Genomic DNA, 15906 nt, shown 5'->3' on the forward strand with positions numbered 1-15906 from the left:
GCTCAGGGCAGGACGACGAACAGGGCGTAACGGACCGGCGAGGGGCCGGGGCAGCGGAACCGCGACCGCCCCCACAGGCGGAAACGCAGGCAGTCGCCCGCCTCCAGCCGGTGGGCCAGGCCGTCGGCGGTGATCTCCACGACGCCCTCCAGCACCCAGACGTGCTGTTCGAGCCCGGGAACCGGCGGCTCGTCGTAGGCGATGTCCGCGCCCGGCCGCAGCCGCCCCTCGACGACCTCGCCGCGCAGCCCGGGATGCGGCGGCGAGACCGAACGGCGCTCGAAGCCCGAGTCCTCGTCCCGCCACACCGCCTGTGCCGCGGCCCGCACCACCTGCGCCGGCTCGGACTCCACCTCGGCCAGCAGGCGCGACATCGTGCGCCCGTAGACGGCGCAGAGCTTGTTGAGCAGGGCGGCGGTCGGGCTGATCTCTCCGCGCTCCAGCCGAGACAGCGTCGAACGACTGATCCCAGCGCGCCGGGCCAGGTCGTCGAGCGACCAGTCGCGCTCGACCCGCAGCTCGGCGAGCCGGGCGGCCAGGCGGTCGTCCCAATCATGTCCCACATTCGGGACTATATCCCAGATCAGGGACACGGTAGTGTCAGGCGCGGCCCTTGCGGCGGATCTTGATGTCCCGCATGTCCGTCACCGCGACCTGCAACACCTGGTACGGCACCCCGTACGCCTCCAGCGCCGCCACCGCCCGCCCGGTCGCCTCGTGCTCGCCGTCGCCCGGCCCGGCGGCCACCTGGCACCGGAAGGTGAACGCCGACAGGGTCCCGTCATGGGTGAACGTGCCCGCCTCGGTGAACGCCGTGTCGTGCGCCCCCAGCACCGCGGCCCGTCCCTCCTCGTCGAGTCCGTCGAACTTCCCGCGGATGGTCACCCGGAACAACGCTCAGCCCTCCCGTACGGCATAGGTCAGGAACCGCTCGGCGAGCAGCCCCTCGGTCACGTCCAGCAGCTCCAGCACGGCCTCGGCGATGTCGTCGGGCCGCTGCCCGGCCGACACCCGCCTGCCGACCTCGGCGTACACCAGCGAGTGCAGGCAGCCGATCTGCCAGGCGACGGCCCGCGGCAGCGGATCGCCCGGCGCGGCCCCCGTCTCCTGGGCCAGCGCCTCGGCCAGCGCGTCGGTCATCTGCCGGCCCAGCTCCTCCAGGCGCGCCCGCAGCGTGGGGGCGGCGAGCATCATCTCCAGCACCTGGCCGAACCCGGCCGTCAGGCCCAGCCTGCGCTCACGCGCGTGCACCTCCTCGCGCAGCCGGGCCAGCACCGCCCCCGCCGCCGACTCGCCCGGCGCCCGCTCGCGCACGATGTCGGCGAGCCGCTGCGGCGAGGCGTCCTCGGGCGGCAGCACGAGGTCCTCCTTGGAGGTGAAGTAGTTGTAGAGCGTGTTCACCGACACCTCGGCCGCCGCGGCGATCTCGGCGATCGTGACCTGGTCGAACCCGCGGTCCACGAACAGGCCGATCGCCACGTCGGCGAGGTGCCGGCGGGTCTTGCGCTTCTTCCGCTCGCGAAGCCCTTCGGTCATGACAGGACTCTACTGCAAATTTGAAGTGGATTACTGTTTTCCGGCCGTCACCGGGACTCGATGTCGGCGGCGAACCGGTCCCACGCCGCCTGGCGCGTGATGCCGAGGGCCTCGCCGATCCTGGCCCACGTCACGTTGCGGTCGCGCAGGATGCCCACCCAGGCGCGCAGGTCGCGCTCGGCCAGCTCGACGGTGAGCGCCTGGCGCGGCAGCGCGGCCAGCACGTCCTCGTCGGACATGCCGGTCACGTACTGGTCGGACGCATCGGGGCCCCAGTGGGCACGGGGCTCGCGGTCGCCCTCCTGCTCGGCCCTGTCGAGCTCGCCGGTGACGATGTCCTGGCTGAGCTGGATGCAGGCGTCGCAGATGTAGACGCCGGGCCCGGCGACGAGCTTCCTGACCTCCTCGTGCGGCTTGCCGCAGAACGAACACCGCGTCGCCAGCTGGTCGACGGGCGTCACCTCTCGGGTGCTCTTGCTGCGTGTCATCACGCTGTCAGCCTGACCTTGACGGCCCGCCGTGTCAAGGGTGGGCTGACAGCTATAGGGGTCCGGCGGAGAACGCGCGGCGGGCGTGGGGCAGCAGCGCCCGCACCGCCGGGCCGCCGCCCTCCCGCCAGACCAGGGCGAGCAGCGCGGGCGCCGGCACGTCGTCCAGGAGCAGCGCGGTGAGCCGGTCGCGGTGGCGCTCGGCCATCGACTCGCTGAGTATCGCCACCCCGAGGCCGCGCACGGCCAGGTCGGCGATGGCGTCGGCGGCGCCGGCCTGCAGCGCGATCCGCGGCCGCAGCCCCCGCGCCGCGCACGCCTCGTCGAACACCGCGCGCAGCCCCGTGCCGCGCGGCATGCACACGATGGAGTGGTCGGCGAGGTCGTCCAGGGCGATCCGCGGCCGGGCGGCCAGCCGATGTCCGGGCGGGACCGCCGCGACCAGCCGCTCGCTGACGACCGTCAACGCCTCCAGCCCCTCGGGGACGGCGTTCGCGGTGCCGATGAGCGCCAGGTCGAGCGCACCACCGCGGACCCCTTCGACGAGCTTGTCGGAGTTGTCCTCCAGCAGGGACAGTTCGACGCCCGGATGCGCCCGGTGGAAGGCGGCCAGCGCGTCGAACAGCGGCGTGACCGTGCAGCCGAGCACCATGCCGACCGTCAGCGTGCCGCGGATCAGGTCGGTCACCTCGCCCACCGCCTGGCCCACCGCCCCCGCGGCGGCCAGCGCCGCGCGGGCGTGTTCGAGCGCCGCCTTGCCCGCGACGGTGAGCGTGGCCACCCGGGCCGAACGGTCGAACAGCTCGGCCCCGAGCTCGCGTTCGAGCTGCCGGATCTGGGCACTGACGCCCGACTGGCTGATGTGCACCCGTTCGGCCGCTCGGGTGAAGCTCCGCTCCTCGGCCACCGCGACGAAGTACTCCAGCTGCCTCAGTTCCATAACCACAGATTCTAGAAGCCATCAGAACCATCTGTTGGACTTCTGGAAAGGAGGGCGGCAGGCTGGAACCATGACCACATACGAGAAGGCCATGCGCCCCGAGGACATCACCCGCCTGTTCGTCGAACGGTCCAACGCCGGCGACGCGGCCGGCGTCGCCGCGCTCTACGAGGAGGACGCCGTGCTGGCCTACCCGCCCGGCAGCCAGACCGTCGGGCGGGCCGCCATCCAGGCCCTGTGGGAGAAGGTGCTGGCGGGCCGGCCGCACTTCGAGCCGGAGCAGCCGCTGCCGACGCTGGTCAGCGGGGACCTCGCCCTCACCTCCACCCCGCCCAAGGACGGCTCGGGCGCCCGCGCCCAGGTCGTACGCCGCCAGCCCGACGGAAGCTGGCTGCGCGTCCTCGACCAGCCCGAGTTCGTCAACCCGGCACAGTGAGGGCCCGGAACGGTGGGGTCAGACCGGGACGGTGCCGCTGACGGTCGTGCCCTCACCGGGCACGCCGCGCACCGACAGGCGCCCGCCCAGCTCGGCGAACGCCGCGCGCATGCGGGCCGTGCCGCCGCCCGGGGCCGTGGAGGCGAAGCCGCGGCCGTTGTCGCTGACCGTCAGGCGCAGGCCGTACGCCCCGGCGGTCACGGCCAGCGAGGCGGTGCTCGCGCCGCTGTGTGCCTCGACGTTGTCCAGCGCCTCGCCCACGACGGCCAGCACGGCCCGCCGCAACGCCGCCGCAACGGGACCGGCGGGCAGCGCCCAGATCTCCACGGCGACGCCCGTGCGCTCGGACCACCGGCCGCAGACGCTCTCCAGCTCCCCGGCCAGAGCCGGCCCGGCCTTGTCCATGATGCCCGTCATCGCATCTCCTCCCGGCCGCCCTCCCCTTGAACGGGTGGGACTGCCCTGAGTATGGAAATCGGGGCGTTGAGCCTGTGTTGAGCCGCTGTTGAGCCCTCACCGGGGCACGGTCGTCGAAGCGTAGCACCGGGACGTCGCGTCAGCGCTCGCGCCGGGAAACCGGGCGCGGCCCGCCGGAAGCGTCCGCGAACGGGTCGAGCCCGGTCAGAGCGGCGCTCACCGCCCACAGGCGGCCCGCCAGCTCGGCGTCGGCCATCTGACCGCGCAGCGGTTCGAGGACCGGCAGGCCGCGCATCCCCAGCACCCGGGGCCCCCAGAGCTGCCCCCCGCGCACGGACGGATCCAGCACGGCCCGCACCGCCGGCCACGCCGCGGCCTCTTTGCCCTGCAACAGCAGCCCGGCGGGCAGGCCACGCAGCCGCTCGCCCGCGGTGCGCGGACGGACCGGCCGCGAGGGCGTCAGGCAGTCCAGGGCCCCGCCGGGATGCGTGACCACGCTCGCCGTCGTGGCCCCGGCGGCGCGCAGGCGGCGGTCCAGCTCGAAGCCGAAGAGCATCTGCGCCAGCTTCGAGCGTGCGTAGGCGCGCTTGGGCCGGTAGTCGCCGACGCTGTGGAGGTCGTCCAGGTCCAGGGTCTCCGATCGGGCGGTGAGGCTGCCCGTGGTCACCACCCGGGCGACCGGAGCGGCGGCCAGCAGCGGCGCCAGCCGCGCGACCAGCGCGAAGTGCCCGAGGTGGTTGGTGGCGAACATCAGCTCGTGGCCGTCCGGCGTCTCGCGCCGCGGCGGGTGGTCGAGCAGCACGCCGGCGTTGCACACGACCGCGTCCAGGCTCTCCAGCCGCAGCGCCCGGACGCCGGCCTCGACCGAGGCGGGATCGGCCAGGTCCAGCGGCACGTGCCGGACGCGCGCGCCGGGGACGCGGCCGCGGATGGAGAGCGCGGCCGTCTCGGCCTTGGCGGGGTCGCGGCTGCCGAGGATCACGGTGGCGCCGGTGCCGGCGAGTTGCTCGGCCACGAAGTAACCGATGCCCGCGTTGCCGCCGGTGACCAGGAAGTGCCTGCCCGGGGCGGCCGGCAGGCGTCCGACGTCCCAGGGGGCGGGGTGGGAGGACATGTCGTCTCCTTCTGTAATGACTATGAAATCAGAATCATTCTAGTTTTCCGCTACGCTGGAAGCATGACGACAGGACGCCGCGAACGCAAGAAGGCCCAGACCCGCAAGTCCCTGGCCGAGGCCGCCGTCCGGCTGTTCGCCGAGCACGGCTACGACGGCGTCACCGTCGCCCGCATCGCCGAGGAGGCCGACGTCTCCATCGCCACCCTGTTCGCGCACGTGCCCGACGGGAAGGACGCGCTGATCTTCGACGACGGCGACGAGCGGCACGTCTGGCTGGCCGACGCCGTCCGCGAGCGGCCCCCGGGGCAGAGCGTGCTGGAGGCCCTGCGCCGCTGCCTGGCCGAGCGGGGGCCGTTCGCCGGCGACCTGCCGCCCGAGCAGCGGCGCAAGCGCGACCTGATCGTCGGCACGCCCGCTCTGCGGGAGTACTCGCGCCGCCTGTGGATCGCCGCCGAGGGCCCGCTGGCCGAGGCGATCGCGGCCGCCACCGGGCGCGAGCCCGCCGACATGACCGTGCGCGCCCTGGCCCGCTACGTGCTGGAGATCCCCGAGCTGGCCGGCGCCGAGCCCGACCCCCGTGCCGCCCTGGACGCCGTCTTCGACCTCCTGGAATCCGGCTGGAACGAGCGCGCCTGACGCCCGCGGGCGGTTGACGCGACGGCCCCGGCTCTGGTCCGCTGGACCCTCCTGATCATCGACTCCGGGAGCGTGCCCCGTGTGGTTCCCCAGGCGCCTGGCCGCCGTGATCGTCTCATCGGTTCTGGCGGCCTCGGCCGTGCCCGGCGCGGCCCGAGCCGCCACGCCCGCCGTCGTCTGGCACTGGAACGCGGCCGGCAACACCCTGAACCACGGCTCGACCGGCAACGGCATGGTCCGGGCCGCCGTGAGCTCGATCGTGGCGCGCGGCGCGACCCTCGTCTCGTTCAACGAGCTGTGCGCGAGCCAGTACCAGGCGCTGGTCACCGGCCTGCGGGACGCCGGCTGGCCCGCTGACCGGAGCAACTTCGCTCGGTTCGTCGCCACGTACCCCGCCCAGTCCGGCGGCCCGTGCGGCGGCGGCGAGTACGGCAACGCCCTGTTCAGCAAGCAGCCCCTGGGCGCCGCGGAGAGGATCACCCTGCCCGACGACGGCAAGACCGAGAAGCGGAAGATGCTCTGCGCCCCCATGCAGGCCCGTCCCGGCCTCCGGTTCTGCGTCACGCACACCACGTACGTCGACGCCTACCGCGCCGCCCAGCTCAACGCCGTCCTGGCCAAGCTGGAGGCCTATCACGCGGCCGGCGACACCGTGGTCGTCGCGGGCGACCTCAACCTCCCGCCCGACGCCGCCCGGCTGAACGGCTACTACTCCACCACCGTCGACACCGCCAACAACCGCGGCAACACCGGCCGCTACCACGAGCTGGACGACGCCGACGCGGGCAACTGCCCCGGCTACGGCGAGCTGACCGTCAGCACCCCGGACGGCAAGGGCCCCTGCGCCTCCGGGACGAAACTCGACATGATCTTCGCCAGGGAGGACAGGATCAGCGGCGCCTACTCGGCCGACTCGCTCGCCCCCGCGACCACGTGCGCGGGCAACCCCGGCGGCCTGTGCTCCGACCACCGCGTGCTGGTCGGGACCGTCACCCTGTCCTGAGCCCGGCCGGTCGGCGAAGGCGGGCAGGTGGACGGGTGGCGTGCACGCGCCCTTCACGGGACGTCCCGGGAGCCGCCGCCCGAAGATCACATGAACGTCTCCGGCCCGCTGACAAGGGCATGTCAAACAGCGGCCATCCACCTTGTCGGGCAGGGCGCGCGGGCGCACAGTCAAGGCACGATCGCCCAGCCCAGGAGGATGGATGAACGCAAGACCCGCCCCCCACCGCTACGCGACGACCGCGGTAAGACGTCTCTTATCCGCTGGTCTCGCGGTGTTCGCCGCCGCCTTCCTCGTCGCGACCCCCGCAGGGGCCCTGGCACTGCCGACGGCCAAGGAGTTCGTGTCGAACCTCGACCTGGACTGCTACAAGACCACGACGTACCAGCCGCCGGCCGTCACGCTGTCGCTGCGGCACATCAACCCGGTGCTCGCCAACCAGCCGCCCGTGCAGGTCACGCTCGGCCAGCGCACGCAGGTGTGCGTGCCGGTGGCCAAGAACAACGTCATCCCGCCGGCGTCCGTGCTCGACTACGTCCGGTACGTCGACCTGTCCTGCTACCAGGTGACCGGGCCGCAGATCAACCAGCCGCTGGGGCTGCGTCACCTCAACCCCGTCCTGCAGGGCCTGCCGGGCTTCGACGTCACCCTGAACACGCCCCAGCAGCTGTGCGTGCCGGTGGCCAAGAACGGCGTCGTCCCACCGGCTGACGTGCTGCGCGTCGTCTCGCACATCGACCTGCTGTGCTACGGCCACACGCCGAACCCGTTGATGAACAAGGCGCTCAACCTGACCCAGCTCAACCCGGTGCTGGTCAACCAGATCCCGCCCAGGACCGTGCAGGTCGGCGCCGCCCGTCAGCTCTGCGTCCCGGTGCAGAAGGGCGGCGACCAGATCCCGTCGGACGTGTTCGACATCGTCCGCTGGGTCGACCTGGAGAAGTTCGACGTCACCGGCCCGGCGACGCCCATCGTGGGGCTGAACCTCAAGCACCTGAACCCGGTGCTGGCGAACCTGCCCGCCGAGGACGTGAGGCTCACCGGCGCCACGCAGCTCGCCGTACCCATGTCCAAGAACGGCGCGGTGCCACCCGCCTGACGCCACCGGCGGCTCCGAGGACGGCTCAGCCGAAGAAGTCGCTCAGCCGCCTGACGACGAACTCGGGCTGCTCCTCGGGGATGTAGTGGCCGCTGCCGGGCACGAGCACCACCTCGACGTCGGTGCCCGTGCCCGGCAGCACCGCCCGCAGGCCGAGCCGCCCATGGCGCGCGGATCCACGGCGATCACCCCTTGGCCGTCCCCGCGGGGCTCGCGGCAGTTGACGACGCGCCCGCGCGAGCTCGCCCGTGCGGCCCTGCGCGGTCGGAGATTGTCGGTCCGGCCAGGCAGGATGTGACTATGAGCGACGCCCCTCCCTTCACCGCACTCGCCGACGAGACGGCCTACGCCGAGGCCGTGCAACTGGCCGTGGACTCCGCCGCCGCCTACTACGCCGACGGCACCTCCACCCTCGACGACGACGCCTACGACCGGCTGGTGCGCGGCATCCAGGCCTACGAGGAGGCCCATCCCGAGCAGGTGCTGCCGGCCTCGCCGACGGGCAAGGTCGCAGGCGGCGCGGTCGTGGGCGACGTGCCGCACACCGTGCCGATGCTCAGCCTCGACAACGTGTTCGGCGCCGAGCAGCTCACCGACTGGGCCGCCTCGGTCGAGCGCAGGCTCGGCCGTCCGGTCACCGCGTGGAGCGTCGAGCCCAAGCTCGACGGCCTGGCCATCTCCGCCCGCTACCGCGGCGGCCGGCTGGCCCAGCTCGTCACCCGGGGTGACGGCACGGCGGGCGAAGACGTCTCGCACGCCGTCGGCACCATCGTCGGCCTGCCCGAGCGGCTGGCCGAGCCGGTCACCGTCGAGCTGCGCGGCGAGGTGATGATGACGACGTCGCAGTTCGAGGAGGCGTGCGCCAAGCGCTCGGCGCACGACGGCACCACGTTCGCCAACCCGCGCAGCGCCGCCGCCGGCACGCTGCGCGCCCAGGACCGGCCCTACGTGTGCGAGCTGACGTTCTTCGGCTACGGCGCGCTGCCCGCCCCCGGCGACGACTCCGACCTCGCGACACGGCTGCGCGAGCTGCCGCACAGCCAGGTCATGGAGTGGGTGGCCGGGCAGGGCGTGCAGACCACCGCCGTCACCGCGGTCGCCGGCATCGTCACCGACAGCCTGGAGCGGGTGCAGGAGCGCGTGGGCGAGATCGCCGCGGCCCGCGCCGGGCTGCCGTTCGGCATCGACGGCATCGTGATCAAGTGTGACCTGGCCTCCGACCAGGCCGAGGCCGGGTTCAGCTCGCGCGCGCCGCGCTGGGCGATCGCCTACAAGCTGCCCGCCACGGAGAAGATCACCAAGCTGGTCGGCGTGGAGTGGAACACCGGCCGCACCGGCGTCATCGCCCCGCGCGCCGTGCTGGAGCCGGTCGAGCTCGACGGCAGCGTCGTCACCTACGCCACCCTCCACAACGTCGCCGACATCACCCGCCGCGGCCTGATGCTGGGCGACAGCGTGGTCGTCTACAAGGCGGGCGACGTGATCCCGCGTGTGGAGTCCCCGGTGGTGCACCTGCGCACCGGGGAGGAGCGGCCGATACCGATCCCGCAGGTCTGTCCGTCCTGCGGCGACGCCATCGACAGCTCGCAGGAGCGGTGGCGGTGCGTGCGCGGCCGCGCCTGCCGGGCGATCGCCTCCATCGTCTACGCCGCCGGACGCGACCAGCTCGACATCGAGGGCCTGGCCGAGAACCGTATCAAGCAGATGCTCGACGCCGGTCTGATCGCCGACTTCGCCGACCTGTTCTACCTGACCCGTGAGCAGCTGCTCGGCCTGGAGCGCATGGGCGAGACCAGCACCGACAACCTGCTGGCCGCCATCGAGCAGGCCAAGACCAAGCCCCTGAGCCGGACCTTCGCCGCGCTCGGAGTGAGGGGCACGGGCCGCTCGATGAGCCGGCGGATCGCCGGCCACTTCGCCACGATGGACGCCGTCCGCGCGGCCGACGCCGAGGCCATCCAGGAGGTGGAGGGCATCGGGCCGGAGAAGGCCCCGGTCGTGGTGGCCGAGTTGATCGAGCTCGCCCCCCTCATCGACAAACTCGTCCAGGCCGGTGTCAACATGGTCGAGCCCGGCGCTCGGCCGCCCGCCCAGGGGACGTCGGAGGAGCACGTGGCGATCGAGCTGCCGCTGGCCTCGATGTCGGTGGTGGTCACCGGCGCGATGTCGGGGCCGTTGGCGGCCCTGACGCGCAACGAGGTCAACGAACTCATCGAGCGGGCGGGCGGGAAGGCGTCCTCCAGCGTGTCCGCCAAGACGTCGCTGCTGGTGGCAGGCGAGAAGGCGGGTTCCAAGCGGGTCAAGGCGGAAAGCCTCGGCGTACGCATCGCCACGCCGGAGGAATTCGCCGAGCTCGTCGCCGCCCTGCTTTAGCCGCGGGAGCGGGGCATCCGCTGAGGTTGTGCGGGAATCGTCGTGATTCTGTGCATCTCGGAGTTGTGGCGTCGCGGGGCTGTCATGATCCTTCGTGGCACCTCTACCGATGGGATCCCATGTCGCCTGTCCGCTCGCTCGTACTGGTGGGCGCCTCGCTCTGCGCGGGGGGCCTCGCCGCCCTGGTGTACTTCGACTCGGTCAGCTGGATGGGGCCGAATTCGATCGAGATCCGGGTGGGCGACGGGCGCACGTTCCCCGTGGCCCTGGATCCCGGCTCGGGCAGGCCCCGGTCCACCGTCGCCCTCAACTGCTGACGCAGGCGCCGTGTCCTCGACAGCCCACGCGGGCGCGTCGCCGCCAGGGTGTCCGGCACCCTGGCGGCACCCTGGCAGCACCCTGGCAGCAAGGTCACCGGCTCATGACATCACGGTCAGGGTGACGGTGGCCGTGTGGTCGACGGCGACGCCGTCGGCCAGCACCGTGATCGTGTAGGTTCCGGGCGCGGTGCTCGCGGCGACCGTGAAGGTCAGCGTGGACGTCGCGCCGGTGGTGATGCTCGCCGGGCTGAAGGAGGCCGTCATACCTGCCGGAAGCCCCTTGGCGACCAGTGAGATCTGCTGCGGAGCGCGCGAGACGGTGCTGCTGTTGACGGTGACGCTCACCTGCTGGCCGGGCTGTACGGTCACCGCATCGGGGGCGACCCCGACCGAGAACTCGCACGTGTACGGCTCGCCGCCGTGGGCGGGGACGCGCACGGCGTTCCACGCGGCCTTGACCGTGTTGTACTCCAGGCACGACCCGGGGAACAGGTCCAGCGCCGCCTGCATCGAGGCTCGGCGGGCCGCGGTGTGCGGCCAGGAAGTGGTCTTGCGCAGCAGCGTGCCCATGTAGATCTGGCCGGCCTTGCGCGCGCCGAGCCCGACGATGGTGGAGGAGTTGCAGGTCGGGCTGGGCGGCTGGCCGTTGGTCGGGTTGGTGCCCTCGGCCAGGAGGTAGAACCAGTGGTTCTGGACCCCGGCCCCGATCTGGGGGAACATCGTCGGCACCGCGCTGCTGAAGCAGTCGGGGTCGCCGGGCATCAGCGACGGCTTGTACATGTAGCGGAGCGGGCCGCTTCCCGTGATGTTGATCTCCTCGCCGACGATGTAGTCGGGCGGGTCGAAGGCGGCGGGCTCGTTGGCGTACTGCTCGGTCAGCGCGGCGAGAATGTCGCCGGTGGACTCGTTGAGTATGGCCTTCTCGTTGTCGCCTAGGTCGATGCCGGGCGTGGTGGCGAAGACGATGTGGCCGTACTCGTGCGCCACGACGTCCATCGAGGTGAGCTGGCGCTGGTAGTCGGAGGTGTGGCCGAAGGAGGCATAGGAGCCGGTCCAATAGGCGTTGACGTCGTTCAGGCCGACGCGGGCGGGGTAGCCGTCGCCGAGGCCGTTGAAGCCGACGCGTCCCAGCCAGTTCTTCAGCATGTCCCACTCGGTGTCGATCGCGAAGAGCACGTCGACACAGGCGGTCTCGAAGTTGGTGCCGGAGCCGTTGCCCCAGAAGTCGTCGGGCCCGGTGTAGGCGGTGCCGTTCTGGCCGCCGCAGCGCACGCCCCGCCGTACCGGATCCGCCATGGAGAAGGTGGCGCCGGACCCGGTGGTGCCGATGGTGACCGGGTTGCCGTTGTAGTAGCTGTTGCCCACCCCCGCCCGGACCTCGTCGGACTTCTCGGCGACCGCGCCGGTCAGCGCGTCGACGAAGACGTGCAGCTTGCTCTCCCTGCCGTTGGCGGCGCCGTGGACGACCACCTCGTAGGCCAGCCGGCCGCGTCCTTGAGCCATGACCAGCAGCCGGGGCGTGGTGATCGAGGAGACCTGGGGCAGCTGGCTCCGGGCCACCCGGACCGCGTCGGCGGGGCCGAGCCTGGGCGTGGTGGCCACGTCCAGGGGGCTGTCCTGGGAGACGGAGGTGCTCAGGACCTCGCCGGTGGCGCCGCTGACCACGACGAAGTCGCCGCCGTAGACGGGCAGCCCCGCGTACGTGCGGGTGTAGGTCGTGTAGCGCAGGCCGCCCTGCCCCTCGATCACACCCTGCCGTACGTAGGTGTCCTTGGGTGAGCTGTGGAGCAGCGCGGGCCTGGCCTTCACCAGGAGGTCGGCGGGATCGCTCCTGGAGGCGTTCGCCGGGACGGGGACCGAAGTGGCCACGAGCACACAGACGGCACTCGTGACCAGGGCTAACGCGGCGTTGCGTCTCACGTGGTCGCTCCTTTGCGCAGGCGGGCGGTGAATGGGGTCACCTGCATTTGAGTTGATGAACCACAAGAGGTCAATAACGTGGTAAACAGCAGAAAGTCAGTATTTATCGCCACAGGGCAGGCGGCCGGCCGAGCCGCCCCGGCAGGCGGCACGTGGCGGGCGTCCGGCAGGGAACGGCGGCCGCGACGCCGTCGCGGCCGCCGTTCCCCGCACCGGGTCAGTAGCGTGGGCTGAGGTTGAGGTTGATCGAGGTCAGCAGGGCCTCGGCCGTGGCGTGGGCGGGCAGGTTGGCGGGCGTGCCGGGCAGGGCCAGCGTCGCCTGGGCGTGCCGGGCGGCCGCGGCCACCGTGGCGGTGCCCAGCCTGGTCGCGATCAGGGACTCGATGCGGGTCGCGGCGTTGACTCGCCGCTCCCCCAGGTTGAGGTAGACGGTCAGGAGCTCGGCCCGCAGCGGGGTCACCGGATTCAGCAGCACCCGGCGCACCTCGCCGGACGTCAGCACGCCGTCGGCGGCCGAGCCGTCGGCGCCGTCGAAGCAGGTGTCGGTGGCCTGGACGCGGGCCGGCAGTTCGGCCGGCAGGCCGCCGGTGCGCAGCAGCCACAGGGCGGAGATCTGCGGGTCGCGGCCGGGCGGCTGCTCGGTCACGGTGCTGGCGGCCGTGGCGTTCGCGGCCGGGTAGGCGCAGCCGCCCGCCCCGCCGTACGCGGCCGAGGCCCCGACCGTGACAGTGGTCCCGCCCGTGGTCAGCAGGCTCGTGCGGACGGCGAACCGCGCGGTGCCCGACGCGCCCGCCGCCACCGTGTACCTCCTGGCGCAGGGCGCGCGAGGTGACGCCGTCGGGCGCGTCCAGGGTGAGGATCACGCCGGTCGCCGGGGCGGAGCCGGTGTTGCGGTAGGTGACGGTGTAGGTGAGCGTCTCACCCGCGCCGGCCGACGGCGTGCCCTCCACGGCGAGCGACAGGCGGGGGGTGTCGGCGGTGGCGGTGTTGTCGGTCAGCATCCAGTCGGGTTCGGGTTGTCCGGCGGCGTCCTTGCCGGTGACCTGCACCCGGTTCGTCAGCACCTGGCCGTCGGTGACCTGCACCCGGCACGGTGTAGGTCACCTTCTGCTCGGCTGAGTAGGCCGATGCTCAAATGTCAGGCCATGTCCAGGCGCTACTCGGCCCTCCGCTCCCGAAGCTGTCCCCAGCCCCAAAGTAGCGATGAGCTAGATCACAGTTGCGGTTCGCGATCGTCACGAATCCCGTGGACCGGGACGTAGAGGGCGTTCCCCGTTCGATCGTGTTGCCCTGTTCTCGGGGGTCGGCCGGGTGAGGGGAGCGATGGGGATGCGTCGAGAGTGGGAGCCAGAGGAGCTGATTGCGGCCTGGACGCTGCTGGACGGCGACTGGGAACTGGTCGGAAACAAGACGGGCGCGACACGTCTGGGCTTCGTTGTCTTGAGCCCTCAAGGGTCTGTCTCTGACGTGTATGACCTGCGCTAACTCCTTCCCGATCACCGTGGTGGATGCGATTACCTTCCGCTGTCCAGCACGGAAGCGGGGGAAGCGATGCGTGTACAGCGAGTACTCATGCCGGACTCGGAGGCGGAGTCATGGACTCTGCTCGGGAACGAGCACGTCCCGGTCGAGCCGGTGGAGCAGTTTCTGGCCTATCTGACCTCGATCGAGAGGTCGCCGAACACGGTCAAGGCCTACGCTCACGATCTGAAGGACTGGTTCGTCTACCTGACCGGCCACGACCTCAACTGGAAGACCGCCACGCTGGAAGACGTGGCGGGGTTCGTGGCCTGGCTGCGGCTGCCGCCCGAGGCCCGCCATGGCAAGGTCAGCGTGCTGCCCACGGTTGATCACCACTGCTCGGCGGCGAGCGTGAACCGCAAGCTGGCGGCCCTGACCAGCGAGTTCCACGCCCGGCACGGCGTCGAGCTGGCCGGTCTCTTGGTCACCAACCTTCCGTCAGGACATCGACGCGGATCGCCAGGAACCTCCTACAAGCCGTTCCTGCACCACGTCACCAAGCACATGGCCCCGCGGCGGCGGACCATCAAGCTGAGATCCTCGCGGCCGCGGCCTCACGTGCTGACCGCTGACGAGGCCCAGGCCATCCTGGATGCCTGCGATCATCTGCGGGATCGCCTCGTCTTCGGGATTCTGCTGGACTGCGGCGTTCGCATCGGCGAGGCCCTGGGCCTGCGGCACGAGGACATGGACATCGCCGGCCGCGCCGTGACCGTCACCCCGCGCCTCAACGACAACCGTGCCCGAGCCAAGGGCGATCGGGCGCGAACGATCCCGGCCGGCGCCGAGCTGATGCGGCTCTACGCCGGCTACCTCAACGATGAGTACGGCGCCCTGGACTCCGACTACGTCTTCGTCAACCTCTGGGCCGAACCGCATGGACGGCCGCTCACCTACCCGGCCGTCTATGACCTGGTCATACGGCTGCGCCGCCGGACCGGCATCGACTTCGAGCCCCACCAATTCCGGCACACCTACGCCACCTGGCTCCTGCGCCGGGGCGCCGGCATGGAGAGCGTGAAGGAGCTGCTCGGGCACGCCTCGATCACCACGACGGTCGACACATATGGCCACCTCACCGTCGAGGACGCCCGCCAGACGCTGGAGGCGGCAGGCTGGTTCACCGGGCGGGAGGTCCAGCTGTGACTCTCGCCGAGACGGATCCGGCTGGACGCGGGTTGCTGGAGAAGTTGGTGGCCGCGGTTCGGCCCGAGTTCCGCGTCGACATCCTGTTCCCAGCAGCCGACGACCCGGTCCTGGGCTGGGAGTTCTGCGCCGTGCCCGGTTGCGACCGCCCCGCGGGTGACTACGAGTTGTGCAAGGGGCACGGCAGCCGCTGGCTGAAGCTGGCCCGATCGGCCCGACCGGGCCAGCTTCATCGCCAGCCCCGGGCCGCCGCTGCGGGGCCGCAGTGAGCCCGGCGAGTGCACCGTCGCCGGCTGTCGTCGCGCACGACGTTTGATGAACGAAAGGCGGCCCCTCGTGGCGCTCATCGGCCTGGTCCGAGTCAGCACCGACAAGCAGAAGTCCCAACGCCAGCACGACGCCCTCGACCCGATCTGCCTGAAGGTGTTCGAGGAGAAGATCAGCGGCAAGCTCGCCACCGACGACCGGCCCGCACTGCTGGAGGCGCTCTCCTGCCTGCGCGACGGGGACATGCTGACCGTCCAGGAGGTCGACCGGCTCGGCCGCAACCTCCTGGAAGGGCTCATCGTCCTCAACGACCTGTTCCAGCGCGGCATCGCGGTCAAGGTACTGGAGGGCATCGCGGCCGGCGAGCACACCGAGCGCTCCCTGATCCTCGACCTGGCCCTGGCCCTGTCGGAGGACCGGCGCCGCGACATCGTCCGCAAGACCAAGGACGGCCTGGAGGCGGCCCGCCGCCGCGGACGGGTCGGCGGCCGCCGACCCGTGGTCGACGACGACAAACGCGCCACCATCCTCGCCCGCCGCCAGCGCGGTGAATCCATCCGCACCATCGCCGCCGGCGTCGGCGTCTCGGTCGGCGTCGTCCATAAGACCCTCGCCGACGCCAAGAAGTCGTAGGCCGCTCCGGGGAACTGGGCCCTCCGCTCGGGTTCGTGCGATGAGCCCCAAAGT

The 15906-nt window shown here is 71.8% G+C and carries 19 protein-coding genes and 1 pseudogene; 10 read left to right on the plus strand and 10 right to left on the minus strand.

All coding sequences use genetic code 11. The features are described 5' to 3' along the window. Window positions 1-2: 2 nt before the first annotated feature. From AB0J97_RS15645 to AB0J97_RS15665, 5 genes and pseudogenes are all read right to left on the minus strand, one after another. Window positions 3-563: an XRE family transcriptional regulator gene (locus tag AB0J97_RS15645; RefSeq protein WP_364088695.1), complete on the minus strand. Its 561-nt coding sequence runs from the start codon at window positions 561-563 to the stop codon at window positions 3-5. A 37-nt stretch (window positions 564-600) separates the two neighbouring features. Continuing rightward, window positions 601-885 (minus strand): DUF6204 family protein, encoded by a 285-nt coding sequence (locus tag AB0J97_RS15650; RefSeq protein WP_357699660.1) that lies wholly within the window; start codon window positions 883-885, stop codon window positions 601-603. A 12-nt stretch (window positions 886-897) separates the two neighbouring features. Continuing rightward, window positions 898-1536 carry a TetR family transcriptional regulator gene (locus AB0J97_RS15655; RefSeq protein WP_357699658.1) on the minus strand — a complete coding sequence of 213 codons (639 nt, stop codon included), beginning with the start codon at window positions 1534-1536 and terminating at the stop codon, window positions 898-900. Window positions 1537-1853: 317 nt separating this feature from the next. After that, window positions 1854-2024, minus strand: a pseudogene (locus tag AB0J97_RS15660) (ClpX C4-type zinc finger protein); the annotation flags it as partial. Between the two features lie 52 nt (window positions 2025-2076). After that, on the minus strand, window positions 2077-2964 hold the full coding sequence (locus tag AB0J97_RS15665) for a LysR family transcriptional regulator (RefSeq protein ID WP_357699656.1): 888 nt from the start codon (window positions 2962-2964) through the stop codon (window positions 2077-2079). 70 nt (window positions 2965-3034) lie between these two features. Here AB0J97_RS15665 and AB0J97_RS15670 point away from each other — a divergent pair, with 70 nt between their 5' ends. After that, window positions 3035-3400: a nuclear transport factor 2 family protein gene (locus tag AB0J97_RS15670; RefSeq protein WP_364088701.1), complete on the plus strand. Its 366-nt coding sequence runs from the start codon at window positions 3035-3037 to the stop codon at window positions 3398-3400. Window positions 3401-3418: 18 nt separating this feature from the next. Here AB0J97_RS15670 and AB0J97_RS15675 read toward each other — a convergent pair whose 3' ends face one another. Together AB0J97_RS15675 and AB0J97_RS15680 are read right to left on the minus strand one after the other, a co-directional pair. Further along, window positions 3419-3817: an ATP-binding protein gene (locus tag AB0J97_RS15675; protein ID WP_364088704.1), complete on the minus strand. Its 399-nt coding sequence runs from the start codon at window positions 3815-3817 to the stop codon at window positions 3419-3421. 139 nt (window positions 3818-3956) lie between these two features. After that, on the minus strand, window positions 3957-4931 hold the full coding sequence (locus AB0J97_RS15680) for an SDR family NAD(P)-dependent oxidoreductase (RefSeq protein ID WP_364088707.1): 975 nt from the start codon (window positions 4929-4931) through the stop codon (window positions 3957-3959). 63 nt (window positions 4932-4994) lie between these two features. Here AB0J97_RS15680 and AB0J97_RS15685 point away from each other — a divergent pair, with 63 nt between their 5' ends. From AB0J97_RS15685 to AB0J97_RS15695, 3 genes are all read left to right on the plus strand, one after another. After that, window positions 4995-5570 (plus strand): TetR family transcriptional regulator, encoded by a 576-nt coding sequence (locus AB0J97_RS15685; protein ID WP_364088710.1) that lies wholly within the window; start codon window positions 4995-4997, stop codon window positions 5568-5570. Window positions 5571-5649: 79 nt separating this feature from the next. Continuing rightward, window positions 5650-6573, plus strand: coding sequence for an endonuclease/exonuclease/phosphatase family protein (locus AB0J97_RS15690; RefSeq protein ID WP_364088715.1), 924 nt, complete (start codon window positions 5650-5652; stop codon window positions 6571-6573). Window positions 6574-6775: 202 nt separating this feature from the next. Continuing rightward, window positions 6776-7672 carry a hypothetical protein gene (locus AB0J97_RS15695; protein ID WP_357699644.1) on the plus strand — a complete coding sequence of 299 codons (897 nt, stop codon included), beginning with the start codon at window positions 6776-6778 and terminating at the stop codon, window positions 7670-7672. A gap of 25 nt (window positions 7673-7697) precedes the next feature. On the opposite strand, the gene AB0J97_RS15700 is transcribed toward AB0J97_RS15695, so the two are convergent. Beyond that, a complete protein-coding gene (locus tag AB0J97_RS15700) occupies window positions 7698-7814 on the minus strand; it encodes an alpha/beta hydrolase (protein WP_357699642.1) in 117 nt (38 codons plus the stop codon). A 158-nt stretch (window positions 7815-7972) separates the two neighbouring features. Here AB0J97_RS15700 and ligA point away from each other — a divergent pair, with 158 nt between their 5' ends. Together ligA and AB0J97_RS15710 are read left to right on the plus strand one after the other, a co-directional pair. Then, on the plus strand, window positions 7973-10045 hold the full coding sequence (gene ligA / locus AB0J97_RS15705; protein WP_364088719.1) for an NAD-dependent DNA ligase LigA: 2073 nt from the start codon (window positions 7973-7975) through the stop codon (window positions 10043-10045). A 119-nt stretch (window positions 10046-10164) separates the two neighbouring features. Then, the gene (locus tag AB0J97_RS15710; RefSeq protein WP_364088722.1) at window positions 10165-10362 is read left to right on the plus strand and encodes a hypothetical protein; all 198 of its coding nucleotides are present in this window, start codon (window positions 10165-10167) and stop codon (window positions 10360-10362) included. A 102-nt stretch (window positions 10363-10464) separates the two neighbouring features. Here the strand turns inward: AB0J97_RS15710 and AB0J97_RS15715 are convergent, their stop codons facing one another. Next, a complete protein-coding gene (locus tag AB0J97_RS15715; protein ID WP_364088725.1) occupies window positions 10465-12285 on the minus strand; it encodes a M4 family metallopeptidase in 1821 nt (606 codons plus the stop codon). Window positions 12286-12502: 217 nt separating this feature from the next. Beyond that, entirely contained in the window at window positions 12503-13084 is a 582-nt protein-coding gene (locus AB0J97_RS15720; RefSeq protein ID WP_364088728.1) for a hypothetical protein, read from the minus strand. A 110-nt stretch (window positions 13085-13194) separates the two neighbouring features. Here AB0J97_RS15720 and AB0J97_RS15725 point away from each other — a divergent pair, with 110 nt between their 5' ends. The 4 genes from AB0J97_RS15725 to AB0J97_RS15740 all read left to right on the plus strand — a co-directional run bounded on the left by AB0J97_RS15725 (window position 13195) and on the right by AB0J97_RS15740 (window position 15852). Then, window positions 13195-13404, plus strand: coding sequence for a hypothetical protein (locus AB0J97_RS15725; protein ID WP_364088731.1), 210 nt, complete (start codon window positions 13195-13197; stop codon window positions 13402-13404). A 453-nt stretch (window positions 13405-13857) separates the two neighbouring features. Then, window positions 13858-14952 carry a tyrosine-type recombinase/integrase gene (locus AB0J97_RS15730; protein WP_364088734.1) on the plus strand — a complete coding sequence of 365 codons (1095 nt, stop codon included), beginning with the start codon at window positions 13858-13860 and terminating at the stop codon, window positions 14950-14952. Between the two features lie 47 nt (window positions 14953-14999). Next, a complete protein-coding gene (locus AB0J97_RS15735; RefSeq protein ID WP_364088737.1) occupies window positions 15000-15221 on the plus strand; it encodes a hypothetical protein in 222 nt (73 codons plus the stop codon). A 67-nt stretch (window positions 15222-15288) separates the two neighbouring features. Beyond that, the gene (locus AB0J97_RS15740) at window positions 15289-15852 is read left to right on the plus strand and encodes a recombinase family protein (protein WP_364088739.1); all 564 of its coding nucleotides are present in this window, start codon (window positions 15289-15291) and stop codon (window positions 15850-15852) included. Window positions 15853-15906: the final 54 nt, after the last annotated feature.

Origin of the sequence: Nonomuraea sp. NPDC049607, from assembly GCF_040675375.1 — a bacterium.
Classification (GTDB): Bacteria; Actinomycetota; Actinomycetes; order Streptosporangiales; family Streptosporangiaceae; genus Nonomuraea.